Source organism: Actinomycetospora aurantiaca (assembly GCF_037401875.1).
In the GTDB taxonomy this organism is placed as follows: Bacteria; Actinomycetota; Actinomycetes; order Mycobacteriales; family Pseudonocardiaceae; genus Actinomycetospora; species Actinomycetospora aurantiaca.
The window spans coordinates 186,163-211,538 of the sequence record NZ_JBBEGN010000005.1 but is presented as its reverse complement, the minus strand read 5'-3'; the positions used below and the strand labels follow the sequence as shown (position 1 = coordinate 211,538).

Genomic DNA, 25,376 nt, shown 5'->3' with positions numbered 1-25,376 from the left:
TAGCCCGCTGGGCCTGGGGCGGGAGACGGCGATCCGGTGCACTCGGAGCACGCCCCCGACCCCTGACGTGAGGACCGTCCCGTGACCTCGTCACCCACCCGCCCCGCGGTGCGGGCCCCGCGCGGCACCGAGCTCTCCTGCCGCGGTTGGCAGCAGGAGGCCGTGCTGCGGATGCTGTGCAACAACCTCGACCCGGAGGTCGCCGAACACCCCGAGGACCTCGTGGTCTACGGCGGCACGGGCCGCGCCGCTCGCAGCTGGGAGGCCTTCGACGCGATCGTCGCGTGCCTGCGCGACCTCGCCGACGACGAGACGCTGCTCGTGCAGTCCGGCAAGCCGGTCGGCGTGCTGCGCACCCACACCTGGGCGCCGCGGGTGCTGATCGCGAACGCCAACCTCGTCGGCGACTGGGCGGACTGGACCCAGTTCCGCCGCCTCGAGGCCGCCGGGCTGACGATGTACGGGCAGATGACCGCGGGCTCGTGGATCTACATCGGCACCCAGGGGATCCTGCAGGGCACCTTCGAGACGTTCGCCGCCGTGGCCCGCCGGCGCTTCGGTGGCACCCTCGCCGGCACCATCACGCTGACGGCGGGCCTGGGCGGCATGGGTGGCGCGCAGCCGCTCGCCGTCACGATGAACGACGGCGTCGCGCTGTGCGTGGAGGCCGACCCGACCCGCGTCGAGCGCCGCATCGCCCACCGGTACCTGGACGTCCGCGCCGACGACCTGGACCACGCCCTGCGGCTCGCCGTCGAGGCGCGGGATGCGCGGCGGCCGCTGTCGATCGGGGTGGTCGGCAACGCGGCCGAGGTCGTGCCGGAGCTGCTGCGTCGCGAGGCCCCGATCGACGTCGTGACGGACCAGACCTCGGCCCACGACCCGCTGGCCTACCTCCCGGTCGGGATGGCGGTCGACGACCTCCGTGCGGCCGCCCAGGCCGACCCCGAGGGCGTCACGGAGCGGGCCCGGGCGGCGATGGCCACGCACATCGAGGCCATGGTCGGGTTCGCGGACCGCGGCGCCGAGGTCTTCGACTACGGCAACTCGCTGCGCGACGAGGCCCGGCGCGGCGGGTACGAGCGGGCGTTCGCCTTCCCGGGCTTCGTCCCGGCCTACATCCGCCCGCAGTTCGAGGAGGGTCGCGGCCCGTTCCGGTGGGCGGCGCTGTCCGGCGACCCGGCCGACATCGCCGCGACCGACCGCGCGGTCCTCGACCTCTTCCCGCACGACGACGCCCTGCGCCGCTGGATCACGATGGCGGGCGAGCGGGTCGCCTTCGAGGGCCTGCCCGCCCGGATCTGCTGGCTCGGGTACGGCGAGCGGCACCGGGCCGGTCTGCGGTTCAACGAGATGGTCGCATCCGGCGAGCTGAGCGCACCGGTCGTCATCGGCCGCGACCACCTGGACGCCGGGTCGGTGGCCTCGCCCTACCGCGAGACCGAGGCGATGCTCGACGGCTCGGACGCGATCGCCGACTGGCCACTGCTGAACGCCCTGGTCAGCACGGCGTCCGGAGCCACGTGGGTGTCGTTGCACCACGGTGGCGGGGTCGGGATCGGCCGCTCGCAGCACGCGGGCCAGGTCTGCGTCGCCGACGGCACGGCGCTCGCGGCGGCCAAGCTGGAGCGGGTGCTGACGAACGACCCGGCGACCGGAGTGCTGCGCCACGCCGACGCGGGCTACCCGCACGCGCGCGCCGTCGCCGCCGAGCGCGGGCTCCGCGTGCCGATGGAGGACCGGTGACCACCTTCGACGGCCTGTGGGCCGAGATCGCCGACGTCGGCCGGCACCGCGGCACCGGCGGTTACCGCCGGTACGCCTGGGACGACGCCGACCTGACCCTGCGGGAGTGGTTCACCGGTGCGGCCGGGGCACGCGGTCTCGACGTGGAGCGCGACCGCAACGGCAACCTGTGGGCGTGGTGGCTCCCGGCGGGCTGGTCCGGGGACCCGGAGGGCGCCGTCGTCACCGGCTCGCACCTGGACTCCGTGCCCGACGGCGGCGCCTTCGACGGCCCGCTCGGGGTGGTCTCGTCGTTCGCGGCGGTCGACGCGCTGCGCGCCGAGGGGTTCGTGCCGCACCGACCGATCGGCGTCGTCTGCTTCGGCGACGAGGAGGGCGCGCGGTTCGGCGTCGCGTGCGTCGGGTCGCAGCTGTCGACCGGCGCCCTGGACCCGGACCGCGCGCGGGCGCTACACGGTGCGGACGGGCGCACGCTGGCCGAGGTGCTCGGCCGCGCCGGGGTCGACCCGGCGGGGCTGGGTCGTGACGACGGGCTGGGCTCCCGCGTCGGCACGTTCGTCGAGCTGCACGTGGAGCAGGGGCGGGCGCTGGACCGGCTCGACCGGCCGGTGGCGGTCGCGTCCTCGATCTGGCCGCACGGCCGGTGGCGGCTGCGCTTCACCGGCGAGGCCAACCACGCCGGGGCCACCCTGCTCGCCGACCGGCACGACCCGATGCTGCCGTGTGCGGCCACGATCGGCGCCGCCCGCGCCCGCGCGACGCAGCACGGGGCGGTGGCCACGGTCGGGAAGCTCGCGGTGACCCCGAACGGCGCGAACGCGATCGCCTCCGAGGTCGTCGCCGTCCTGGATGCCCGGGCCCCGTCGGAGGCCGTGCTCGGGGCGCTCACCGCGGACCTGTTCGCCGACGCCGCCGCGCACGCCCGGGCCGAGGGCACCGAGGTGGAGGTCGTGGCCGAGTCGCTGTCGCCGGTCGTCGCGTTCCCCGACGGCCCGCGGGAGCGCCTCCGGGCCGTCCTCGGCGACGTGCCCGTGCTGCCGACCGCCGCCGGCCACGACGCCGGTGTCCTGGCCACCGAGGTCCCGACGGCGATGCTGTTCGTCCGCAACCCGACCGGGGTCTCGCACTCGCCGGCCGAGCACGCCGAGCGGGACGACTGCCTGGCCGGGGTCGAGGCGCTGACCGCGGTCCTGCGCGACGGGGCCTCGTCGTGAGCGCGTGGTGGTGCGAGCACGTGTGGACCGGCGCCGGCCCGGTGCAGCGCGACGTGCTCGTCACCGTCGCCGGCGGCCGGATCACGGCGGTCTTGGGCGGCGTGCCCCGGCCCCCGGGCACGCCGGTGCTGCGCGGTCTCGTCGTCCCCGGCCTCGCGAACGCGCACTCGCACGCCTTCCACCGGCTGCTCCGGGCGCGCACGCAGCAGGGCCGCGGGTCGTTCTGGACGTGGCGCGAGCTGATGTACCGGGCCGCCGACCGCCTCACCCCGGACCTCTACCGGGAGGTCGCCACCGCCGTGTTCGCGGAGATGGCGCTGGCCGGGGTCACGGGGGTTGGGGAGTTCCACTACCTGCACCACGCGCCCGGCGGCCGGCGCTACGCCGACCCGAACGCGATGGGGCTCGCCCTCGCCGACGCCGCCCGGACCGCCGGGCTCCGGCTGACCCTGCTCGACACGTGCTATCTGACCGCGGACGTGAGCGGCGCACCCGTCGTCGGGACCCAGGAGCGGTTCTCCGACGGGTCGTCGGACGCCTGGGCCGCGCGGGTCGACGACCTGCACGCCGCCCTGTCCGGGGTCGACGGCGTCGTCGTGGGTGCCGCCGTTCACTCGGTCCGGGCCGTCCCGCCGTCGCAGTTGCCCGCGGTCGTGGAGTGGGCAACAGCCCGGGGAGCGCCGCTGCACGCCCACGTCGCCGAGCAGACCGCCGAGGTCGACGCCTGCCGCGCGGTGCACGGCGCGACCCCGGTCGAGCTGCTCGCCGAGCACGGGGTCCTCGGGCCCCGGACCACCGCCGTGCACGCCACCCACCTCACCGCGTCCGACGTCGAGGCGCTGCGCTCGTCGGGCACCGGCGTGTGCTTCTGCCCGACCACCGAGCGCGACCTCGGCGACGGGATCGGCCCCGCGCCCGCCCTGCTCGCGGAGCCGGCCGTCCCGCTGTCCCTCGGCTCGGACAGCCACGCCGTGATCGACCTGCTGGAGGAGGCCCGCGCGGTGGAGCTCGACGAGCGGCTGGCCCGCCGAGAGCGCGGTGTCCTGGACGCGGAGACCCTGCTGGCGTGCGCGACCCGCCACGGGCACCGGTCCCTCGGCTCCGACGCCGGGACGATCGCCCCGGGCGCGCGGGCGGACCTGGTCGCGTTGGACCTGGCGTCGGTGCGCACCGCGGGCGGGGGCGCGACCGTCGAGACCGCGGTGTTCGCGGCGGGGGCCGCCGACGTCACGGACGTGGTCGTCGACGGCCGCATCGTCGTCGCGGACCGTCGGCACACCACCGTCCCGGACGTCGCCGGCCGGCTGGCCGCCGTCACGTCCTCGGTGCTCGACGGCGGGTCGGGGCGTGCGGCGTGACCGTGGTGCACACCGGGATCGGCGAGCTGGTCACGAACGACCCCGCCGTCGGCGACGGGTCGCCGCTCGGGCTGCTGCACGACGCCGCGCTGGTGGTCGACGGCGACCGGGTCGCCTGGGTCGGACCGGTGGCGCGCGCCCCGGCCGCCGACCACCGCGTGGACCACGGAGGGGACGCCGTCGTCCCCGGCTTCGTCGACAGCCACGCGCACCTCGTGTTCGCGGGGGAGCGCTCGGCGGAGTTCGCCGCCCGCGCGAGCGGCCGCCGGTACACCGCGGGCGGCATCCGCACCACGGTCGCCGCCACCCGTGCCGCTTCCGACGAGACCCTCACCGCCGGCGTCGCGGGCCTGGCCCGGGAACTGCTCGCGGCCGGCGTCACGACCTTCGAGACCAAGAGCGGCTACGGGCTCACCGTCGACGACGAGCGCCGGGCGCTGGAGATCGCCGGCCGGTTCACCCCGGAGATCACGTACCTCGGCGCGCACGTCGTCCCCGCCGAGTACGCCGACCGCCGCGCGGACTACGTCGACCTGGTCCGCGGGCCGATGCTGGACGCGTGCGCCCCGCACGCCCGCTGGGTCGACGTGTTCTGCGAGGCCGGGGCGTTCGACGTGGACGAGGCCCGCGCCGTGCTGGAGGCCGGCCGCGACCGGGGCCTCGGGATGAGGGTGCACGCGGGCCAGCTCGGGCAGGGTGAGGGGGTGCGACTCGCGGTGGACCTCGGAGCGGCCGCGGTCGACCACTGCACGTACCTGTCCGACGACGACGTCGAGGCCCTCGCCGCGGGACCCACGGTCGCGACGCTGCTGCCCGGGGTCGAGTTCAGCACCCGCACGGCGTGGGCGGACGGCCGGCGGCTGCTCGACGCCGGGGCCACGGTCGCGCTCGCCACCGACTGCAACCCGGGGAGCTCCTACACGTCGAACATCGCCTTCTGCCTCGCGCTCGCCGTGCGGCACCAGGGGCTGACCCCGGGCGAGGCGCTGCACGCGGCGACGGCGGGGGGTGCGGCGGCGCTCCGGCGTCCCGACGTCGGGTCGCTCGTCCCCGGTGCCCGCGCGGACCTGGTGCGGCTCGCGGCTCCGTCGTTCGTCCACCTCGCCTACCGGCCGGGAGTGCCGCTCGTGCGGGAGGTCTGGCGTGGGGGCGTCCCGAGCGAGGGGGAGAGATGACCGACCCGGACGCCTTCGTCGTCGACGGGAGCACGCTGGCCTGCGACGACGTGGTGCGCGTCGCGAGCGGCGACGTGCCCGTCGCGGTCGCACCGGAGGCGATGAAGGCCGTCCACCTCGCGTGGGAGACCGCGTGCGCGGCCAGCTCGACCCGGCCCGTGTACGGGCGGACCACCGGGGTCGGCGCGAACCGGGACGCCGTCGTCGGGAGCGGCACCGCGGAGCACGACCTGCGGCTGCTGCGCAGCCACGCCGCCGGGGTCGGCGACCTGCTCGAACCCGCCGTCGTCCGGGCCGCCATGCTCATCCGGCTCAATCAGCTCGCGGCCGCGGGCAGCGGCATCCACCCCCGGTTCGTCTCCGCGCTGGAGTCCGCGCTGCGGACCGGCGCCGTCCCGACGGTCCACGACGGCGGGTCCATCGGCACGGGCGACCTCGCCACCCTCGCCGAGATCGGGCTCGCGCTGACCGGGCACGTCCCGTGGGCGCGCGGGGCCGTGCGGGCGGTCGCGCTCGAGCCGGGCGACGCGCTGGCGTTCATGTCCTCGAACGCCGTCACGCTGGCCCGGGCCGTGCTCGCGACCGACGAGCTGAGCCGGCTGCTCGCCTCCGCGCACACCGTCACGGCGCTGTCCTACTGCGCGCTCGCGGGGTCGCCGGAGGCGTTCGCCGAGCAGGTCCACGCCCGCCGTCCGCACCCCGGCTCGGTGCGCGCCGCCGCCCGGATGCGGGAGCTGCTGTGGCACGAGGGCGACCTCAGCCCGGGCCGCCGCATCCAGGACCCGTTCGGGCTGCGGGCGTTCCCGCAGGTGCACGGCCCGGCGCTGGACGCGGTCGACCGGCTGCGGGCCACGTGCGAGATCGAGGTGAACGCGGCCGCGGAGAACCCGCTGATCGACGTCGCCGGCGGCGGGGTGTTCCACCACGGCCTGTTCTCGACGGCGTACGTCGCGCTGGCGCTGGACCAGGTCCGCGCCGCCGTGCACCACGCCGCGGAGCTCTCGGCCGCCCGGCTCGGCGACCTGATGGAGCCGGAGTTCACGGGCCTGGCCCCGTTCCTCGCCGCCGGGCCCGAGGGCAGCTCCGGCCTGATGATCCTCGAGTACCTCACGCACGACGCGCTCGGCCGGCTGCGCCACTCCGCGGGCCCGGTCACCGTCGGCACGTCGGTGATCTCGCGGGGTGTGGAGGACCACGCGAGCTTCACCCCGCACGCCGCCCGCAGCACGGCCGCCTCCGCGGAGAGCTACCGCACGGTGCTGGCGTGCGAGCTCGTCGCGGCGGTCCGGGTGCTGCGGCTCACCGGGACCGCGCCCCGCGGACGCCTGCTCGCGGCGCGCTTCGCGGACCTGGACGCGACCCTGCCCGACGTCCGGGAGGACCACCGGGTCGGCGACGACGTCCACGCGGCGAGCGTGGCGATCGATCGCTGGGGTCGGACCCCTCAGCCGGGTGTGTCCCCGTAGGCGACCACCGACAGGAAGCGGATCGGCAGCTCCAGGAGCTCGCGCGGCCCGTGCGCGCCCTCGCCGTCGAGCTGCAGCGCGTCGCCGGGGCGCATCTCGTAGGAGCCGTCGCCGTGGCCGTAGACCATCGCGCCCTCCAGCATGAACAGCAGCTCCGTGCCGGGGTGCTGGAACAGCGGGAACTCCTCGCTGCGCTCGGTGAGCGTGACGAGGTGGGCCTCCATGCGCTTGTGCGGGCCGCGCAGTGCGCCGAGCAAGGTGTAGTCGTGCCCGACCCGGGTGCCGCGCGCGACGGTCCGGGCCCCGCCGCCGGCCGGGGTGAACACCGCCTCGCGCGGGGTGTCGGCATCGCGGAACAGCGCCGTCACCGGCACCTCCAGGGCCGACGCCAGCCGCGCGAGCGTGGTGAGCGAGCAGGAGATCTGCGCGTTCTCGATCTTCGAGAGCATCGCCTTGGAGATCCCGGTGCGGGCGGCCATCTCGGCGAGGGTCTGCCCGGAGTCGTGCCGGATCCGGCGCACCTGGGCGCCGATCGCGCGTTCGAGCCGGCCCTCACCGTCGTCGGGACCCTCGACCTCACGCGCGGCCGGGCCGTGGTCGACCTCCATGTCCGTCACGCTAGTGCCCCTACCGCATCTGGCCGGCCCCGACGTACGGGTGCGGGCTGGTGAGCAGATCCCCCTCGGCGAAGCGCGAGAGCCGGAAGTCCGACGCCGGCGTCTCCGGCACCGAGCTCTCCCCGTCGACGACGAGGTCGGCCACGAGCCGCCCCACCTCGGGCGAGATCTTGTACCCGTGCCCGGAGAACCCCGCGGCGACGACGAGGCCGTCGAGGCCGTCCACCCGCGAGATGGCCGGGTTGAAGTCGGGCGTCACGTCGTAGCAGCCGGCGTACGTGGACGCGATCGAGGCGTCGACGAGGCCGGGGAAGCGGGTCCCGACCTTGTCCACCACCAGGTCCACCGTCTCCGGCCGCGCCTGGTTGGAGTACCGGTCCGGGTCGGCCGGGTGCAGGACCGCGAGGTCGGAGTTGCCGAACAACAGCTCCCCGGAGCCCTCCGGGCGGATGTACTGCAGCGAGACCAGGTCCGAGAACACCGGGACGTCCCCGAGCGCCTGGCCCGGGTCGATCAGCACGATCTCCTCGCGGTGCACCGTGATCGGGAGGTCCACCCCGTGCGCCGCGAGCAGCGGCACCGACCACGGGCCCGCCGCTAGGACGACCGCGTCCGCCCCGAGCGTCGACCCGTCGGCCAGGTGCACGCCCGTCACGCGCCCGTTCGTGACGGCGAGTGCGGTCACCTCCGTGCCCTGGCGCAGGGTCGCGCCCGCGCGCCGCGCGGCCGCGGAGAACGCCTGGGCGGTCTGGTAGGCGTCGCCGTAGCCGCCGCGCTCCTCCCACGCGAACGCGCCGAACGGCTCCAGGTCGGCGACCGGCCAGAGCTTCGCGACCTCGGTGCGGTCGATGTCCTCGGTGCGGACCCCGACGGCGCGCTGGTCGGCCATGGAGGCGTGCAGCGCGTCCACGTTCTGCTCGCCGACCCCGACGACGTAGCCGGTGCGGTGGAAGCCGGACTCCTCCCCGAGGACGTCGACGGCGTGCTCCAGGGTGTCCAGGCTGCGGGTCGCCATGGCCGCGAGCGACGAGACGCCGTAGTGGCAGCGGACGACGCCGGAGGACTTCCCGGTCCCGCCGGAGCCGACGGTGTGGCGCTCGAGGACGGTCACGTCCGTGATTCCCCGCTGCGTGAGCGCCCAGGCGGTGGCGCAGCCCTCCAGGCCGCCGCCGACGACCAGCACCTCAGGCATGGCTGTTGCCTCCCCGGGTCGAGCTCCGCTGCGCTCCGTCTCCCGCCCCCGGAATCCACGTCGTCCCCGCCAGCGGCACCCGCGCCATCGCCGCCGACTCGACGGTCAGCGCCACCAGGTCCTCCGGCTCGAGGTGGCGCACGTGGGCCTTGCCGCAGGCGCGGGCGATGGTCTGCGCCTCCATCGTCAGGACCCGCAGGTAGTTCGCGAGGCGCCGACCGCCCTCGACCGGGTCGAGCCGGGCGGAGAGCACCTCGTCCTGGGTCGTGATGCCGGCCGGGTCGCAGCCGTCCTGGAAGTCGTCGTAGAAGCCGGCCGCGGACCCGAGCGCCTCGTACTCCGCGGCGTACCGCGGGTCGTTGTCGCCCAGCGCGATCAGCGCCGCGGTCCCGATCGCGACGGCGTCGGCACCCAGGGCCATCGCCTTCGCGACGTCGGCCCCGCTGCGGATGCCCCCGGAGACGATCAGCTGGACGCCGTGGCGGTGCACCCCGAGCTCCTGCAGGGCCTGCGTGGCCTGCGGGATCGCGGCGAGGGTGGGGATGCCGACGTGCTCGATGAACACGTCCTGCGTCGCGGCCGTCCCGCCCTGCATCCCGTCCACGACGACGACGTCCGCGCCGGCCGCGACCGCGAGCTTGACGTCGTAGTAGGTGCGGGTGGCGCCGACCTTGACGTAGACCGGCTTCTCCCAGTCCGTGATCTCGCGCAGCTCGAGGATCTTGATCGCGAGGTCGTCGGGCCCGGTCCAGTCCGGGTGGCGGCAGGCGCTGCGCTGGTCGATCCCCGGGGGGAGCGTCCGCATCCCGGCGACGCGGTCGGAGATCTTCTGGCCGAGCAGCATCCCGCCGCCGCCGGGCTTCGCGCCCTGCCCCAGGACGACCTCGATGGCGTCGGCCTGGCGCAGATTCGCCGGGTTCATGCCGTATCGCGACGGCAGGTACTGGTAGACGAGGTGCTTGGACTGGCCGCGCTCCTCGGTCGTCATGCCGCCGTCACCCGTCGTCGTACTCGTCCCGACCTCGGAGGCGCCGCGTCCCAGCGCCTCCTTGGCCTGGGCCGACAGGGCCCCGAAGCTCATCCCGGCGATCGTCACCGGCGTCTGCAGGTGGAGCGGGAACCGCGCGTTGCGGTCGCCCAGGACGACGTCGGTGTCGCAGCGTTCCCGGTACCCCTCGAGGGGGTAGCGCGACATCGAGGCGCCGAGGAAGAGCAGGTCGTCGAAGTGCGGCACCGCGCGCTTGGCGCCCCAGCCGCGGATGTCGTACACGCCGGTCTCGGCCGCCCGCTGGATGTCGGCGATGACGCCCCGGCCGAAGGTCGCGGACTCGCGCAGGGCCATCAGTAACTCCCCGAGTGCTCGCTGGTGAAGTGGTAGAGGCGCCGGGCGGAGCCGTACCGCCGGAACTCCGCCGGGTCGTGCTCGAGCCCCGCCGCGGCGAGCAGCTCGGCCAGCTCGGCCCGGTGCTCGTCGCGCATCTCCTTCTCGACGCAGTCCGCGCCCAACTCGCCGACCCGGCCGCGGACGTAGAGGCGGGCCTCGTAGATCGAGTCGCCGAGCCCGTCCCCGGCGTCGCCGCAGACGACCATCCGGCCGGCCTGGGCCATGAAGGCGCTCATCGGTCCCACGGACCCGCCGACGACGATGTCCACGCCCTTCATCGAGATACCGCAGCGCATGGACGCGGAGCCCTCGACGACGAGCAGGCCGCCGTGCGCGGTGGCACCCGCGGACTGGGAGGCGTCGCCGGTGATGCGGACGGTCCCGGACATCATGTTCTCGGCCAGCCCGGTGGCGGCGTTGCCGTGCACGGTGACCGTCCCGCCGTCGTTCATGCCGGCGCAGTAGTAGCCGACGTGCCCGTGCACGTCGACCGCGATGCCGGTGTCGATGCCGGCGGCCACGGCGTGCGCGCCCTCGGGGTGGAGCACCTCGTAGCTCTTGACCGACGGGTCGTGCAGCTCGGCGTTCAGCGCGCGGACCGTCGTGTCCGCCAGGTCGAACGTCAACGACTCCATGCGTAGACCCTCCCGGGCTCGGGCTCGTAGAGGCGGGCGTGCTCGATGCCGGGCAGCGGTGCGAGCGCGCGGAACTCCGACGCCATCGCCACCCAGGCGTCGGTCTCGGCGATCACCGCGGGCTTGCAGGCGATCGGGTCGCGGACCACGGCGAAGCCGTCCGCGCTGGTCACGAGCAGGGTGTAGAAGCCGTCGAAGGTCTCGCGCAGGGCCAGGAGGGCCTTCTCCAGGTCCTCGCCCTGCGCCAGGCGGGACGCGACGAACCGGGCGCCGACCTCGGAGTCGTTCGCCGAGTCGAACGCGACGCCCTCGCGGGCCAGTTCGCGCCGGATCGACGCGTGGTTGGAGAACGAGCCGTTGTGCACCAGGCACTGGTCCGGCCCGACGGAGAACGGGTGGCAGCCCTCGGGGACGACCGCGGACTCGGTGGCCATCCGGGTGTGCGCGAGGCCCTGCCAACCCTGGGCGTCGACCAGACCGTAGGTCGCCGCGAGCTCGCGGGGGTGCCCGACGCCCTTGTAGACCGTCAGGTCGTGCCCCGTCCCGACCACGACCGCCGTCGGGAAGGACTCCTTCACCCGGGCCACGAGGGTCTCGAGCGGCACGGGCGCCGCGACGATCGTGGTGTCACCCGCCGTCGTGACGAGCGCGTCCAGGTCGGTGGTGTCCGCGTCCGGCGGCAGCAGGACGGAGACGGCCGCGTGGCCCTCGGGCACCCGGCGGTGGTCTCCGTAGACCGCGACCCCCGCGGAGTCCGGGCCGCGCTCGACGACCCCGCACAGCATCGACTCCAGCAGGCGCCCGAGCTGCGGGTACAGCTCCTCCTCGCGCAGGTGGAGTCCGACGATTCCGCACATCTTCTCTCCTAGAAGGCCGTGAGGTAGCGGTCGTGCTCCCAGGAGCCGACGGTGCCGTGCCAGTCGAGGAACTCCTCGCGCTTGAGCCCGGCGAAGTACTCGGCGACGCCGGGGCCGGCGGCGTCGAGCCCGGCCGTGACGACGGCGTCGGCGCGCAGGGCGTCGACGGCGTGCAGCAGCGTCGGGGGGAGCTCGGGGCGCTCGTGGGTGACGTCGGGCTCGAGCTCGCGGTCGATGCCGTCCAGGCCCGCGGCCAGGGCGACGGCGAGCGCCAGGTAGGGGTTGGCCGCGCCGTCGCCGCCGCGCAGCTCCACGCGGTGGCCGTCCGGGACGCGGACGAGGTGGGTGCGGTCGTTGCCGCCCCAGGTCGCGCGGCGCGGCGACCACGTGGCGCCCGAGCGGGTCGAGGTGGCGCCGGTGCGCTTGTAGGAGTTCACCGTCGGGGCGAGGACCGCCTGCATGCCGGGTGCGTGCTCGAGCAGGCCGGCGAGGAAGCGGTAGGCCAGCTCGGAGAGCCCGTGGCCGCGGCCGTCCGCGTCGTCGGGGAACCGGGAGGAGCCGTCGGACCAGAGCGACAGGTGCAGGTGCATGCCCGACCCGGTGCGGTCGGCGAACGGCTTGGGCATGAACGTCGCCGTCATGCCGCGCTGCTCGGCGAGCATGGTGATGAGGTACCGGGCGGTGATGACGCGGTCGGCGGTGGTCAGCGCGTCGGCGTAGGCGAAGTTCTGCTCGAACTGGCCGTTGGCGTCCTCGTGGTCGTTCGCGTAGTTGCCCCAGCCGAGGGCGTTCATGGCGGTGGAGACCGCGGTGAGGTGGTCGTACATCCGCGTCAGACCGCGGGCGTCGTAGCAGGGGCGGATCCCGTCGTCGAGGGCGTCGGCGGGGCGGAGGGTGCCGTCCTCGTCCTTCGCGACCAGGAAGTACTCCACCTCGGCGCCCGCCATCAGCTCGAGTCCGGCCGCCTTCGCCAGCATCGCCTTGAGCAGGACCCGCGGCGCGTACGGCCAGGGCCGGCCCTCGACGTGCGGGTCGCAGTGCACGAGGGCCAGTCCCTCACGGACCCACGGCAGCGGGGTGTAGCTGCTCACGTCCGGGATCGCGATGAGGTCCGGGTCGCACGGCTGCTGCCCGATGGCGCCGACCGCGTAGCCGGCGAAACCCACGCCCTCGTGCTCGAGCTCGTCCGCGCTCTCGACCGGCACGAGCTTCGCGCACGGCTTGCCGGTGAGGTCGACGAACAGGGCGAGCAGGAAGCGGACACCGTCGGCGCGGGCGCGGGCGGCGAGACTCATGGGGCTCGCGAGGCCGGTCGGGGACCCGTCGGCCCGGGGGTCGATCACGGTCATGGGGGCTCCTCGGCGACTCGGTGATCTCTCGACGGGAAACAGCGTCTCGCAAGAGGAGATCACGGAGGTTGCCGTGATGTAAAGAGCCGACCGGACGGGTTTCACTGCCGCGTCGGGCCGCGCCAGGCCCACCTCGTCGCGGTGTTCCGTGGGGCGGCGGCGGTCTCGTCGCGGGGATTCACAGCGATAAGGCGGACCGTGGCCTCCGGGAACCCACGACGAGGTGCAGCCGCCCGGACGGCACGCGATGCCCGGTGCCCCGGAGGTGCGCTACGACGACGTGGTCTCGTAGTCCCGGCGGGTGCCGTGCGACTCGGCGGCGACGGACGGTGCGGGGACCGGGGCCGTGGCGTCGTCGGGCATCTCGTCCGGGAACGCGTCCAGACGCGGCAGGTCGGCCAGCGACTCGCGCAGCGTCGCGAGCTGGTTGGAGACGCGAGCGCGCAGGCGCCGGACCTCGGCGACCTCGGAGTCGGCCTCGCGCAGCCGGCGGCGGGCCTCCTCGGAGGCGTCCCGCAGTTGCTTCTCGGCCCGCGAGCGGGCGTCGGCCTCGCTGCGGGCGAGCACCCGCATCGACTCGGTGCGCCGGGAGGCCATCGCGATCTCGAAGTCCTCCTCGACCTGCGCCCGGCGCGCCCGGGACTCCTCGTCGAGCCGGCGACGCTCGTTCTCGGCCTCGGTGCGGATGCGGGCGGCGTCGGCGCGCGCGGAGTCCATCAGCGCGCGGTGCTCGTCCTCCATCTCGGCGCGGCGGCGCTCGTTGTCCGCGAGCCCGGCGTCGTAGCGGGTGCGGGTCTCCTGCGCGGCGGCCTCGGCGGTGTCGTGGGTCGCCTGGGCCTGACGGCGGGCCTCGTCGGAGGTGCCCTGCGCGTACTCGTCGGCCTCGGCGATCGTACGGGCGGCCTGCTGGTCGGCCTCGGCGATGGTGCGGGAGGCGCGCTCGTCGGCCTCCTCGCGGGTGCGGCGGGCCGCCTGCTCGGCCGAGGAGCGCATCTCGCGGGCCTCGTCCTGGGCCAGGCGCAGCATCCGCTGCAGCCGCTCCGAGAGGCCCTCCATCGAGTCCGGCGGCGCGGCCAGCCGGTCGATCTGGGCGCGCAGCTCCTCGACGTGGGCCCGGGTGCGGTCCAACGCGCGGGCGAGCTCGGAGGCCTGGGCCACCGCCGCGTCGCGGTCGGCGGTGAGGATGCGCAGGTCGGCCTCGACCCGGTCGAGGTGCTCCTCCACCTGGCCCCGGTCGTAGCCCCGACGGACCACGTCGAAGCCGGTGCCCAGAGGCAGCAGATCACGGTCACCGGACGGCATCTCCCCAGGTTACTAGGGCTGTGTGCGACACGGCCACGGTCGGGTGGCGGACACGCCGCGCCCGCCGGGATCGGCACCGGTCACACGGCCGCGTGAGTCCCGTCACCGGCACCGCCCCGCCGTCGGGAAGGCCCCGGGAAACGGACGAACGGGCCGTCCGTCACGGAAGATCGTGACGAACGGCCCGCTCGTGCGGAACCGGGGACTACTCGCCGCGGAAGCGGTTGATGCCCTCGAGGTGCTGCTCGCGCAGCTCCGGGTTCGTCACGCCCAGACCCTCCTCGGGCGCGAGGCAGAGGACGCCGACCTTGCCCTGGTGGGAGTTGTGGTGGACGTCGTTGGCCGCCTCCCCGGTCTCCTCGAGCGCGTAGGTCTTGGAGACGGTCGGGTGGATCTTGCCCTGGGCCACCAGCCGGTTGGCGAGGTAGGCCTCCTTGTAGTTCGCGAAGTGCGAGCCGATGATCCGCTTGAGGTTCATCCACAGGTAGCGGTTGTCGTACTGGTGCATGAAGCCCGAGGTCGACGCGCAGGTGACGATCGTGCCGCCGCGCTTGGCGACGTAGACCGACGCGCCGAAGGTCTCGCGGCCCGGGTGCTCGAAGACGATGTCCGGGTCGTCGCCGCCGGTGAGCTCGCGGATCTTGGAGCCGAACCGCTTCCACTCGCGCGGGTCCTGGGTCTCCGGGTCGGACCAGAACTTGTAGCCCTCGGCCGACCGGTCGATGATCAGCTCCGCGCCCATCTTGCGGCACAGCTCGGCCTTGGCCGGCGAGGACACCACGCACACCGGGGTGGCGCCGCCGTTGAGGGCGAACTGCGTGGCGTAGGAGCCCAGACCGCCCGAGGCGCCCCAGATCAGGACGACGTCGCCCTGGGTCATGTTCGCGCCGTGCGGGCTGACCAGCTGCCGGTAGGCCGTGGAGTTGACCAGGCCCGGGGACGCGGCCTCCTCCCAGGTGAGGTGGTCCGGCTTGGGCATCAGCTGGTTGGTCTTGACCAGGGCCATGTCGGCCAGGCCGCCGAAGTTGGTCTCGAAGCCCCAGATGCGCTGCTCGGGGTCCATCATCGTGTCGTCGTGGCCCGCGGGGCTCTCCAGCTCCACCGACAGGCAGTGCGCGACGACCTTGTCGCCGGGCTTCCACATCTGGACGCCCGCGCCGACCTTCAGCACGACGCCGGCGAGGTCGGAGCCCACCACGTGGTAGGGCAGGTCGTGGCGCTTGGCCAGGTCGGAGATCCGGCCGTAGCGCTTGAGGAAGCCGAAGGTGGACACCGGCTCGAAGATCGAGGTCCACACGGTGTTGTAGTTGATCGCCGAGGCCATGACGGCGACCAGCGCCTCACCGGGGGCGACCTCCGGCGTCGGCACCTCGTCGAGGTGCAGCGACTTGCGCGGGTCCTTCTCCTGGGCGGGCATCCCGGCGAACATCTCGGCCTCGTCGGCGTGCACCGTGATGCCCCGGTAGGACTCGGGGACGCTCATGGAGCCGATGCCGGCCAGCTCGTCGGCGAGGATGGCTTCGCGGATGTCGTGCACGGTCAAGAGCCTCCGGGGTGTCGGGTGGCGGTGAGGCTACCGACGGGTAGCTACGACGAGAAGGGTGACGTCGGTCAGTGCTCGGCCGCGGGCTGGACCAGCTCGACGAGGACGCCACCGGCGTCCTTGGGGTGGACGAAGTTCACGCGCGAGTCGGCGGTGCCGCGGCGGGCCTGTTCGTAGAGCAGCCGCACACCCTTCTCGCGCAGCTTCGCGGCGGTGTCCTCGACGTCGCGGACCCGGTAGGCGACCTGCTGCAGGCCGGGGCCGTTGCGGTCGATGAACTTCGCGATCGTGGACTTCTCGGTCAACGGCGCGAGCAGCTGGACGGCCGTGCCCGACGGGTCGCCGGGGGCGTGCAGCATCGCCTCGCGGACACCCTGTTCCTCGTTCGTCTCGGTGTGGGTGGCCTCGAGGCCGAGCGTGCGGGCGTACCAGGCGATGGCCTCGTCGAGATCCGGGACGGCGATGCCGACGTGGTCCACGGCCACGATGCCGACCGCTGCGTCGAGCTGTGCAGTCATGCTCGGGACAGTAAGCGACTGAATCGAGACGCCAAGCAGGTGACGGCCGCCACCCCGACCTCGGACGGGTGACCCTCTCCGGGCGGGCAGGCGGTGTCAGGATGCCGGGCGTGCCGGACCTGCCCGATCTCGTCGACCGTGCCCGCGAGGGCTCCCCGCGCGCCGTCGCCCAGCTCGTCTCGATGGTGGAGGACGGTGGTCCGGCGGTCCGCGACCTCGCCGCCGCCCTCGCCCCCCACGCGGGGCACGCGCTGGTCGTCGGGCTGACCGGCTCGCCCGGAGTGGGCAAGTCGACGACGACGTCCGCGCTGGTGAGCGAGATCCGGCGGTCCGGACGCCGGGTCGGGGTCCTGGCCGTCGACCCCAGCTCGCCGTTCTCGGGCGGGGCGCTGCTGGGTGACCGGGTGCGGATGAGCGACCACGCGACCGACCCCGGCGTGTTCATCCGGTCGATGGCCACCCGCGGGCATCTCGGGGGTCTCTCCGCGGCCGCCCCGCAGGCGCTGCGGGTGCTGGACGCCGCGGGATGCGACGTGGTGCTGGTCGAGACCGTGGGCGTCGGCCAGTCGGAGGTCGAGGTGGTCGCCCTCGCGGACACCACCGTGGTGCTGCTCGCGCCCGGGATGGGCGACGGCATCCAGGCCACGAAGGCCGGGATCCTGGAGATCGCGGACGTGTTCTGCGTGAACAAGGCCGACCGCGAGGGGGCCGACACGACGGTCCGCGAGATCGAGAACGCCATGGCGATGGGGCGGCGGGGGACCGGGCCGCAGTGGCGCGCCCCCGTCGTCCGGACCGTCGCCTCGGCCGGGCGCGGGATCGACGACCTGCTCGCCGCCGTCGACGCCCACCGCGCGTGGATGGACTCCCACGGCCGGGGCGACGAGGGGCGACGGCGCCGGGCGCGGGCGGAGATCGAGGCGATCGCCCTGGCCGACCTTCGGGCACAGCTGCGGGCGGTCTCCGGGTCGGCGGCGCTGGACGCCCTGGCGGGGGAGGTCGCCGAGGGTGGTCTCGACCCCTTCGCGGCGGCCGACCGGCTGCGCGCGGCCGCCGGGTCCGGCGAGGCTGACGGGGGTTGACGCTACCGTCCGTCCCCAGGTGAGAGGGGACGGCGATGGGGTGCTGGTGGGTGGTCGCGGTGATGGCGCTGCTGCAGGGCGCCGACTACGCGGGGCGGTGGCGGCGGTGCCGCCGCGGGCGGCGGTGCCGGGGCGCGCACCGCGGCCGCCGGGGGGCGATGCGGGTCTGGCCGGGGGAGCGGCCGGAGCCGTGAGGGCTCAGCGGACGCCGACGGTCGGGAGGGCGTCGGTCAGCCAGGGGATGACGATGGTGACGGTCGGGACCACGACGAGGGCCACGGCGGCGAGGTAGGTCCCGGCGGCGAGGGCGCGCCCGCCCTGCACGCGGGTGCGGATGCGCTCCAGCCGCTCGACCACGTCGGGGCCGTAGCCCGCGCGGCCGGAGGCGAAGGCGTCCAGCGCGCCCGCCATGGCGGCGTCGCCGTGCCGGCGGCGCCCGGCGTCGTCGGCGAGCATCTCGAGCAGCAGGGCGACCGCGTCGCGGGCCTCGCGGCTGCGCACGATCACCGGGAAGGCCTTGTGCAGGGCGGTGAAGCCCTCGCGCACGAGGTCGTGGCGGGCGTCGAGGTGGGCCTGCTCGTGGGCGATGACCGCGCGCAGCTCCTCGGGGCACAGCGTCTCCAGCGCACCCCCGGTGACCACCACGCGGCCCTCGCGGCCGACCCGGCCGGGCACGCAGTACGCGAAGGGCACCGCACCGTCGAGGACCCGGAGCACCGAGCCCGCGCGCAGCGACCCGACCGCGTCGCCCTGCTCGGCGCGCGCGAGCAGGTCGACCATGTCGCGGTGCCGCGCGCGGCGGACGCGGGTGCGCACCGCGAGCAGCACCAGCACGCCCACGAGGCGCACGACGATCAGCCCCGCGAGCAGGGCCGCGGCCCCGACCGCGATGACCAGCGGGGTACCGGTCCGGTCCTGGGGGTGCGTCAGCACCCGCAGCATCGCCTCCGGGGCGGCGAGGGCGCTGCCCACCGCCGCGAGGACGGCGGCCGCGGCGACCGCCTGCCAGAGCACGATGGCGGCGCGGGGCACGGCGCGGGTCCACCGGGCGCGTGCCAGGAGCGCGGGCACGGGCCCGGCGAGCACGAGGGCGAGCCCCGCCAGCCACACCGACGCCATGGCACGTCAGTGTGGCGCGTGGGTGGCGGTTCTCACGACTCGGGTGATCCGTCCGCGGGCCAGGGCGTGCCGTGCGGCGGCGTGTCGAGGGCGCGGCGCAGCGCGTCGGCCTCCTCGGGGCCGACCCGGTCGACGAAGGCGACCAGCGCGGCGGTGCGGTCCTCGCCGACGTCGCCGAGCGCGTCCAGCATCAGCGACGCGGCCATCTGCTCGCGGCTGGAGGCGGCGGCGTAGCGGTAGGCCTTGCCGTCCCGCTCCTGCCTGACCAGCCCTTTCTTGGCCAGTCGGCCCAGGACGGTCATCACGGTCGTGTAGGCGAGCTCGCGCTCCAGCCGATCGTGGACGTCCCGCACCGTGAGCGGCTCGGCGGCCGACCACAGCTGTGCCATGACCGCGCGTTCGAGCTCTCCCAAGGCCACGCGGAGGAGTGTACCCAGCGACACGATGTGTCAACGACCTGCGTCGTACTACCCTCGGTCGTAGGTACTACGAGTCGTCGTAGGTACGAGGAGGTCGAGGTCGTGACCGCACTGGAGCTCTCACGCCTGCAGTTCGCCGTCGTCACCGTCTACCACTACCTGTTCGTGCCGCTGTCGATCTCGCTGTCGGCCCTGACGGCGGGGCTGCAGACGGCGTGGTGGCGGACCGGCCAGGAGCGCTACGGACGGGCCACGATGCTCGTCGGGAAGCTGCTGATGGCCACCTTCGCCGTGGGGGTGGTGACCGGCCTGGTCCAGGAGTTCCAGTTCGGTCTCTCGTGGTCGGCCTTCGCGCAGTACTACGGCGACGTGTTCGGCCCGACGCTCGCGATCGAGGGGATGCTGGCGTTCTTCCTCGAGGCCACGTTCCTGGGCCTGTGGTGGTTCGGCCGCGACCGGCTGCGGCCCGGGCTGCACCTCGCGACGATCTGGGTGGTCGCGGTGGGCACCCTGATCTCGGCCTACGTGATCCTCGCGGCCAACGCCTTCATGCAGCACCCGGTCGGCGCGGCGATCGACCCGGAGACCGGGCGGGCCGTGCTCGGCAGCTTCACCGCCCTGCTGACCAACCCCGTCGTGGTCGCGTCGTTCCCGCACACCATCGCGGGCGCCTTCATGGCCGGCGGCGCGCTGCTGCTGGCGATCGGCCTGTGGCGGTGGCGCGACGGCGCGGACCACGGGCCGACGTTCCGGCTGCTCGCCCGCGCCGGGGCCTGGACGACCCTGGTCGGCGGCGTCGCGGTCAGCCTGACCGGCGACGTGCTGGGCAAGGTGATGACCGCGGTCCAGCCGATGAAGATGGCCGCGGCCGAGGCGCTCTACGAGACCACGTCGCACGCCCCGTTCAGCCTGTTCGCGGTGCAGCTGCCCGGCTGGGACGAGCCGTGGTCGCTCGACGTCCCGTGGCTGCTGAGCTTCCTCGCCACCGGCGACCCGACCGCGACCGTCCAGGGCATCGAGGACCTGCAGGCGCAGTACGTCGCGCAGTTCGGCCCCGGGGACTACACGCCGTGGATCCCGGTCGCCTACTGGACCTTCCGGCTGATGATCGGCCTGGGCGTGCTCGCGGCCGCGGTCGCCGCGTACGTCCTCTGGCGGACCCGCCGGGGCCGGGACTTCGAACCCGCGTGGTTCGCCGACCGCTGGCTGCTGCGCTTCCTCTGGGTCCTCCCCGTGCTGCCGGCCGCCGCCGCGACCTTCGGATGGCTCTTCACCGAGACCGCCCGCCAGCCGTGGCTGGTGTTCGGGCTGTTCCAGACCCGCGACGGCGTCTCGCCCACCCTCACCCCGGTGGAGCTGGTCGCCTCGCTCGCCGGGTTCGCGCTGTTCTACGGCGTGCTCGCGGTGGTGTGGGTGCGGCTGGTCCTGCACGTCTCGCGCCGGGACCCCGACCCGCTGCTGCCCGAGCCCCGCGCCGACGAGGTCGACGAGGTCGACGAGCGCGCCCTCGAGCCCACCTACTAGGAGCGTGGAGTCATGGAGATCGCGTGGTTCGGCCTGGTCGTCCTGTGCTGGGTGCTCTTCTCCGCCCTCGAGGGGTTCGACTTCGGCGTCGGCATGCTCGCCCCGGTCCTCGGCCGGGACGACCACGAGCGCGGTGCGGCGATCCGCACCGTCGGCCCGGTCTGGGACGGCAACGAGGTGTGGCTGGTCGCGGCGATCGGCGTCACCTTCGCGGCCTTCCCGGACTGGTACGCCGCGCTCCTGTCCGGGCTCTACGTCCCGATGGTGCTGGTGCTGCTCGCCCTCGCCGCGCGCGGGGTGGCGATCGAGTTCCGCGGCAAGGTCGACACCCCGGCCTGGCGGCGGCGCTGCGAGGTGACGCTCGCGGTCTCCTCCTTCCTGACGGCGGGTCTGTTCGGGGCCGTCCTCGGCCTCGCGACGACCGGCCTGGCGCTCGACCCGGCCGGCGCCGTCGTCGGGACCGGGCTGGAGCGCACGCTCGCGCCGCTGGTCTCGGGCCCCGCCCTCGCCGGGGCCGCGCTCGGGGTCCTGGCCGCGCTGGTGCAGGGCGCGACGTTCCTCGGGCTGCGGACGACGGGCCCGGTGCGGGAGCGGGCGCGGCGGGCCGCGGTGGCCTCGGCCGTGGCGGCGGGGGTCGTGGCGGCCGGCGTGGGTGTCGCGGCCGGCGGGACCGCGCTGCGGTCCGCCGTGGTGGTCGTCCTGCTGGCGGTGGCCGCCGCCGTGGCCGCCGCGTGGCGGTCGGAGGGCGCCGCGTTCGCGGCGGCGACGCTCGGGGTGGTGGGCGCCGTGGTCGCGGCGTTCACCGCGCACGTCCCCGTCGTCCTGCCCTCGACCCTCGACCCGGCGTCGTCGCTGACCATCTCCGGCGCGGCGGCCTCGCCCTACGCGCTGACGGTGATCACGATCGGCGCGGTGCTGATCCTGCCCGGCGTCGTGGCCTACCAGGCGTTCTCGTACTGGGTGTTCCGGCGCCGGGTCGCCAGCGAGCGGGTGGCCTGATGGCCGGCACGAGGGGGCCGGTCGACCCGCGGCTGCTGCGCCTCGCGCGGCCGGCGCTGCCCGGGGTGGCGGCGCAGGTCGTGCTCGGGGTCCTCGGGGCGGTGGCGGACGCCGTCGTCCTGGTCGCGGCGGGTCTGCTGGTGGCCTCACTCGTCGGGGGCGGGCGGCCTACGACCGAGATCGCGTGGCTGGTCGGAGCCGTCGTGGTCCGGGCCGCCGTCGCGACCCTGGCCCCCCGGGCGGCCGCCGGGACCGCGACCCGCGTGGTGGAGCCGCAGCGGGAGCGGCTCCTCGACGCCCGCGACCCGGACGCCGAGCGGCGCGACCCGGGCGCGGCCCGTCGTCGGGAACTGGCCGCCGGCGGCATCGACGACCTCCGCGCGTGGTTCACCTCCTACCTGCCCGCCCTGGTGCTCGCGGTGGTCCTGCCGCCGCTGGTGCTCGTCGGGCTGTTCGTCGCCGACCGCCCGTCGGCGCTGATCGTGCTGCTCACCCTGCCCCTGCTGCCGGTGTTCGCGGCGCTGATCGGGTGGGTGACCCAGCGCCGGGCGTCCGCGCAGTGGGCGGCCGGGGAGCGCCTGGTGGGCCACGTCCTCGACGTCGTCTCGGGGCTGGCCACGCTCCGGCTGTTCGGGCGGGCCCGGCGCCAGGTCGACGAGGTCGCCCGGACCGGGGAGGAGCACCGGCGGGCGACGTCGTCGGTGCTGCGGGTGGCTTTCCTGTCGACGACCGCGCTGGACCTGGTGGCGACCGTGTCGGTCGGCCTCGTCGCGGTCTCGGCCGGTCTGCGGGTGGTCGACGGATCGCTCGGACTGGCCCCGGCGCTCGTCGCGATCCTGCTGGCCCCGGAGGCGTACCGCCCGATCCGCGAGGTGGGCGCGCGGTTCCACGACGTGGCGCGGGCCTCGGAGGTGGCCTCCGGCCTCGTGAGTACTTCCGGTGGCGATAGCCGCCGCAAGTACTCACAGGGCGTAGCCACCTCCTCGGTGGTCGTCCGCTATCCGCACCGGCGGACCGACGCGCTGCGGCTGGACGCCCTGACGGTGGCGCCGGGCGAGGTCGTGGCGCTGGCGGGGGAGTCGGGGGCCGGGAAGACGACCCTGCTGCGCGTGCTGGCGGGGGCGATCCGGGCGGACGAGGGGACGGTCGAGGTGGGCCGGCCCGTGCAGTACCTGCCGCAGCGCCCGACGCTCCCGCACGCCCGCACGGTCGGCGAGGCGATCGGGACGACCGATCCCTCGGTGCTCGCGACGCTGGACCTGCCGTTCGGGGTGGACGCGCCGCTCGCCGAGGAGGCGGGGTCGGTGTCGGCCGGGCAGCGGGAGCGACTCGCCCTGGCCCGGGTGCTGGTCGCGCTGGAGGGCCGGCCGCGCCAGACGGTGCTGCTCGACGAGCCGACCGCGCACCTCGACCCGGACGCCGAGGTGCGGGTGCTGGCGCTGCTGCGGGCCGCGGCGCGTCGGGGCGCGGCGGTGCTGCTGGTCGCGCACCGGCCGGCGGCGCTCGCGGCGGCCGACCGGGTGGTGACGCTGGCGCGCCCGGCGGCGGCTCCCGATGCGAGCGAAGGGCCCCTTCGGTCGGCTAGATCGAGCGAAGGGACCCCTCGCTCGGAGCCCGGCGGTTCGCGTCGCGGGTTCTCGACGGCGGGTGGGGTGCTGCTCGGCGTCGGGTCGGTGCTGGCCGGGCTCGTGCTGACGGCCGCGTCGACGTGGCTGATCGTGCGGGCGGACGCGCGGCCGCCGGTGCTGACGCTGTCGGTGGCGGTCGTGATCGTGCGGGCCACCGCCATCCTGCGGCCCGTGCTGCGTTACCTGGAGCGGCTGGTCACCCACGACGCCGCGCTGTCCCGGGTCGCGGGCTGGCGCCGGGGTCTGGTCGCGGTGCTCGTCGACCGGGTGCCCGGCGCGGTCGCCGGGCGGCGCGGGGAGCTGCTGGCCCGCGCCGTCGGCGACGTGGACACCCGGCTCGACGGCCTGGTCCGCGGTCGGCAGCCGCTGGTCGTGGCGGCCGTCGTCGTGCCGGTCGTGCTGCTGGTCGCCTGGGCGGCGGTGCCGACCATTCTGCCCGCGCTGCTCGTCGGGCTCGGGGTGGCGGCGCTCGCGGTCCCGGTGCTGGCCGCCCTGGCAGCGCGGCGTGACGGGGCGGCGCTGGACGGGGCGGGCGACCGGCTCCGGTCCGCCGTGGTGGAGACCCTGGCCGCCCGCGAGGAGCTCGCGGTCCGCGACCGGGACGACGTCCTCGCCGTGCCGCGGGACCGCGCGGCCGCCCTCGACCGGGCCCGCCGTAGCGCCGCGGTGCACGAGGGGCTGCTCGACGGGGCCGCGCACCTGGGGCTGGGCGTCGCCACGGTCGGTACCGCCCTCGCCGCGGTGTCGCTCGACGCGCCGCCCGAGCTCGTCGGCATCGTCGTCCTGCTCCCGACCGCCCTCGCCGCGACCGTCCTCGCCCTGCCCGGGGCCGCCCGCGCCCTCGTCCGCGGCGCCCAGGCGCGGGCGCGGCTCGACGCGCTGGCCGCGGTGCGCCCGCCGGCGACGGAGCCGCAGCCGGGCGTCGCCGGTGTCAGCGGTGGCACACGGCTGCCGTCGAGTGTCAGCAGGTCGCCACGCTCGGAGCGCGCCGCCGCCACGGCCGGTGGCAGCCGTGTGCCACCGCTGACACCCGACGTCAGCCGTGTGCCACCGCTGACGTCAGGGGCTGGGCCGCACGTCCGGGTCCGCGACCTCACCGCCGGCTGGGACCCCGCCGCGCCCGCGCTGCGCGGCGTCGACCTCGACCTCCCGCCCAGGGCCCGCGTGGCCGTCACGGGGGCGTCCGGCTCCGGGAAGTCGACCCTGGCGGCCGTCCTGCTGAAGTTCCTCGACCCGACGTCGGGAAGTGCGACGGTGGACGGCGTCGACCTCCGCGACCTGCCGGGCGACGACGTCCGCCGGCGGGTCGGGCTGCTCGGCGACCACGACCACGTCTTCACCGCGTCCCTGCGCGCCAACCTCCTGCTCGCCGCCCCCAGCGCCGGCGACGACGCGCTGCGGGCCGCGCTGGAGCGGGTGCACCTGGACGGCTGGGTCGGGTCGCTGGCCGAGGGCCTGGACACCGTGATCGGCCCGGCGAGCATCTCGGGCGGGGAGCGCCGACGGCTCGCGGCCGCGCGGCTCGTGCTGGCCGACCCCGCGGTGTGGATCCTCGACGAGCCGACCGAGGGTCTCGACCACGACACGGCGCAGGCCCTCATGGCGGACCTGCTCGCCGGGCCGCACACGGTCCTGCTCCTCTCGCACCGCACCGAGGGCCTGGACCGGATGGACACCGTCCTCGAGCTGGCCGACGGCCGGCTGCACCGGACGGCAGCCCTCGTGGGGTGACCGCGTCAGGCGAAGTCGCCGGCGGCCCGGCGGACCTTGGCCAGCAGGTCGGTCAACCGCGTCACGTCGTCGGCGGCGAGCCCGACCAGGCCGAACTCGACCTCGGTGACGGCGGCCGTGGCCTCGCGGCACCGGTCGCGGCCGGCGTCGGTGATCTCCACCAGGGTGGTGCGCTTGTCGCTCGGGTGCGGCGTGCGGCGGACCAGGGCCGCGCCCTCGAGGCGGTCGACGATGTTGGTGATCGACGTCGGGTGCAGCTGCAGCCGCTGGCCCATCAGGCTCATCGGCAGCGCACCCGACCGGGAGAACGAGAGCAGCACGAGCGCCTCGTAGCGGGCGAACGTCAGCTCGTGCGGGCGCAGCGCGGCGTCGACCGCCTGCTGGAGGATCTGCTGCACCCGGAACACGCTCGTGGTGGCGGCCATCGTGGACGCGTCGCCGATCCGGCCGGACCAGATGTCCGCGGCCCGCGCGATCGGGTCGAACGGCAGCGGCTCGGGCATCGGCGGGAATCTAGC

Annotated in this window: 22 protein-coding genes; 10 read left to right on the top strand and 12 right to left on the bottom strand. The window is 75.2% G+C overall.

Going from position 1 to position 25,376, the window contains the following annotated elements; genetic code table 11:
* The first annotated feature begins 81 nt into the window (after nucleotides 1–81).
* From hutU to WCD74_RS13195, 5 genes are read left to right on the top strand one after another with little or no spacing between them, the layout of a single operon-like run.
* Nucleotides 82–1,746, top strand: coding sequence for a urocanate hydratase (hutU, locus tag WCD74_RS13215; RefSeq protein WP_337695297.1), 1,665 nt, complete (start codon nucleotides 82–84; stop codon nucleotides 1,744–1,746).
* Nucleotides 1,743–2,960: an allantoate amidohydrolase gene (locus WCD74_RS13210; RefSeq protein ID WP_337695296.1), complete on the top strand. Its 1,218-nt coding sequence runs from the start codon at nucleotides 1,743–1,745 to the stop codon at nucleotides 2,958–2,960. Before hutU ends, WCD74_RS13210 begins: the two co-directional genes overlap by 4 nt.
* Nucleotides 2,957–4,318, top strand: coding sequence for a formimidoylglutamate deiminase (locus tag WCD74_RS13205; protein ID WP_337695295.1), 1,362 nt, complete (start codon nucleotides 2,957–2,959; stop codon nucleotides 4,316–4,318). The genes WCD74_RS13210 and WCD74_RS13205 overlap by 4 nt, the downstream gene beginning before the upstream one ends.
* Nucleotides 4,315–5,493, top strand: a complete 1,179-nt coding sequence (hutI, locus tag WCD74_RS13200) for an imidazolonepropionase (RefSeq protein ID WP_337695294.1) — start codon at nucleotides 4,315–4,317, stop codon at nucleotides 5,491–5,493. The genes WCD74_RS13205 and hutI overlap by 4 nt, the downstream gene beginning before the upstream one ends.
* Entirely contained in the window at nucleotides 5,490–6,959 is a 1,470-nt protein-coding gene (locus WCD74_RS13195; RefSeq protein ID WP_337695293.1) for an aromatic amino acid ammonia-lyase, read from the top strand. Before hutI ends, WCD74_RS13195 begins: the two co-directional genes overlap by 4 nt.
* Here the strand turns inward: WCD74_RS13195 and WCD74_RS13190 are convergent.
* The 9 genes from WCD74_RS13190 to mce form a co-directional block, all read right to left on the bottom strand.
* A complete protein-coding gene (locus WCD74_RS13190; RefSeq protein ID WP_337695292.1) occupies nucleotides 6,938–7,567 on the bottom strand; it encodes a helix-turn-helix domain-containing protein in 630 nt (209 codons plus the stop codon). The genes WCD74_RS13195 and WCD74_RS13190 overlap by 22 nt on opposite strands.
* A 19-nt stretch (nucleotides 7,568–7,586) precedes the next feature.
* A complete protein-coding gene (locus WCD74_RS13185; RefSeq protein WP_337695291.1) occupies nucleotides 7,587–8,768 on the bottom strand; it encodes an NAD(P)/FAD-dependent oxidoreductase in 1,182 nt (393 codons plus the stop codon).
* Nucleotides 8,761–10,110 carry an FMN-binding glutamate synthase family protein gene (locus WCD74_RS13180; protein WP_337695290.1) on the bottom strand — a complete coding sequence of 450 codons (1,350 nt, stop codon included), beginning with the start codon at nucleotides 10,108–10,110 and terminating at the stop codon, nucleotides 8,761–8,763. Before WCD74_RS13180 ends, WCD74_RS13185 begins: the two co-directional genes overlap by 8 nt.
* On the bottom strand, nucleotides 10,110–10,787 hold the full coding sequence (locus WCD74_RS13175) for a glutamate synthase (protein ID WP_337695289.1): 678 nt from the start codon (nucleotides 10,785–10,787) through the stop codon (nucleotides 10,110–10,112). The genes WCD74_RS13180 and WCD74_RS13175 overlap by 1 nt, the downstream gene beginning before the upstream one ends.
* Complete coding sequence (locus WCD74_RS13170) at nucleotides 10,775–11,644, bottom strand: class II glutamine amidotransferase domain-containing protein (RefSeq protein WP_337695288.1); 870 nt, start codon at nucleotides 11,642–11,644, stop codon at nucleotides 10,775–10,777. Before WCD74_RS13170 ends, WCD74_RS13175 begins: the two co-directional genes overlap by 13 nt.
* A gap of 8 nt (nucleotides 11,645–11,652) precedes the next feature.
* Nucleotides 11,653–12,993: a type III glutamate--ammonia ligase gene (glnT, locus tag WCD74_RS13165; protein WP_337695287.1), complete on the bottom strand. Its 1,341-nt coding sequence runs from the start codon at nucleotides 12,991–12,993 to the stop codon at nucleotides 11,653–11,655.
* Between the two features lie 270 nt (nucleotides 12,994–13,263).
* Nucleotides 13,264–14,295 carry a DivIVA domain-containing protein gene (locus WCD74_RS13160; protein WP_337695286.1) on the bottom strand — a complete coding sequence of 344 codons (1,032 nt, stop codon included), beginning with the start codon at nucleotides 14,293–14,295 and terminating at the stop codon, nucleotides 13,264–13,266.
* Between the two features lie 205 nt (nucleotides 14,296–14,500).
* Nucleotides 14,501–15,778, bottom strand: coding sequence for a crotonyl-CoA carboxylase/reductase (gene ccrA / locus WCD74_RS13155; protein WP_373696082.1), 1,278 nt, complete (start codon nucleotides 15,776–15,778; stop codon nucleotides 14,501–14,503).
* Nucleotides 15,779–15,906: 128 nt separating this feature from the next.
* Nucleotides 15,907–16,356 (bottom strand): methylmalonyl-CoA epimerase, encoded by a 450-nt coding sequence (gene mce, locus WCD74_RS13150; protein ID WP_337695284.1) that lies wholly within the window; start codon nucleotides 16,354–16,356, stop codon nucleotides 15,907–15,909.
* Between the two features lie 101 nt (nucleotides 16,357–16,457).
* On the opposite strand from mce, the gene meaB reads away from it, so the two are divergent.
* Nucleotides 16,458–17,438 carry a methylmalonyl Co-A mutase-associated GTPase MeaB gene (gene meaB, locus WCD74_RS13145; RefSeq protein WP_337695283.1) on the top strand — a complete coding sequence of 327 codons (981 nt, stop codon included), beginning with the start codon at nucleotides 16,458–16,460 and terminating at the stop codon, nucleotides 17,436–17,438.
* Nucleotides 17,439–17,473: 35 nt separating this feature from the next.
* The gene (locus tag WCD74_RS13140) at nucleotides 17,474–17,632 is read left to right on the top strand and encodes a hypothetical protein (protein WP_337695282.1); all 159 of its coding nucleotides are present in this window, start codon (nucleotides 17,474–17,476) and stop codon (nucleotides 17,630–17,632) included.
* 4 nt (nucleotides 17,633–17,636) lie between these two features.
* Here WCD74_RS13140 and WCD74_RS13135 read toward each other — a convergent pair whose 3' ends face one another.
* Together WCD74_RS13135 and WCD74_RS13130 are read right to left on the bottom strand one after the other, a co-directional pair.
* Nucleotides 17,637–18,557: a M56 family metallopeptidase gene (locus WCD74_RS13135; protein WP_337695281.1), complete on the bottom strand. Its 921-nt coding sequence runs from the start codon at nucleotides 18,555–18,557 to the stop codon at nucleotides 17,637–17,639.
* A gap of 32 nt (nucleotides 18,558–18,589) precedes the next feature.
* Nucleotides 18,590–18,976: a BlaI/MecI/CopY family transcriptional regulator gene (locus WCD74_RS13130; RefSeq protein WP_337695280.1), complete on the bottom strand. Its 387-nt coding sequence runs from the start codon at nucleotides 18,974–18,976 to the stop codon at nucleotides 18,590–18,592.
* A 102-nt stretch (nucleotides 18,977–19,078) separates the two neighbouring features.
* Between WCD74_RS13130 and WCD74_RS13125 the strand changes: the two genes are divergently transcribed.
* The 3 genes from WCD74_RS13125 to cydC are packed head-to-tail and all read left to right on the top strand — an operon-like array spanning nucleotide 19,079 to nucleotide 24,858.
* Entirely contained in the window at nucleotides 19,079–20,500 is a 1,422-nt protein-coding gene (locus WCD74_RS13125) for a cytochrome ubiquinol oxidase subunit I (protein ID WP_337695279.1), read from the top strand.
* Nucleotides 20,501–20,512: 12 nt separating this feature from the next.
* Nucleotides 20,513–21,499 (top strand): cytochrome d ubiquinol oxidase subunit II, encoded by a 987-nt coding sequence (cydB, locus tag WCD74_RS13120; RefSeq protein WP_337695278.1) that lies wholly within the window; start codon nucleotides 20,513–20,515, stop codon nucleotides 21,497–21,499.
* Nucleotides 21,499–24,858, top strand: coding sequence for a thiol reductant ABC exporter subunit CydC (gene cydC, locus WCD74_RS13115; protein WP_337695277.1), 3,360 nt, complete (start codon nucleotides 21,499–21,501; stop codon nucleotides 24,856–24,858). Before cydB ends, cydC begins: the two co-directional genes overlap by 1 nt.
* Nucleotides 24,859–24,863: 5 nt before the next feature.
* Here the strand turns inward: cydC and WCD74_RS13110 are convergent, their stop codons facing one another.
* On the bottom strand, nucleotides 24,864–25,361 hold the full coding sequence (locus tag WCD74_RS13110; protein ID WP_337695276.1) for a MarR family winged helix-turn-helix transcriptional regulator: 498 nt from the start codon (nucleotides 25,359–25,361) through the stop codon (nucleotides 24,864–24,866).
* Nucleotides 25,362–25,376 lie beyond the last annotated feature (15 nt).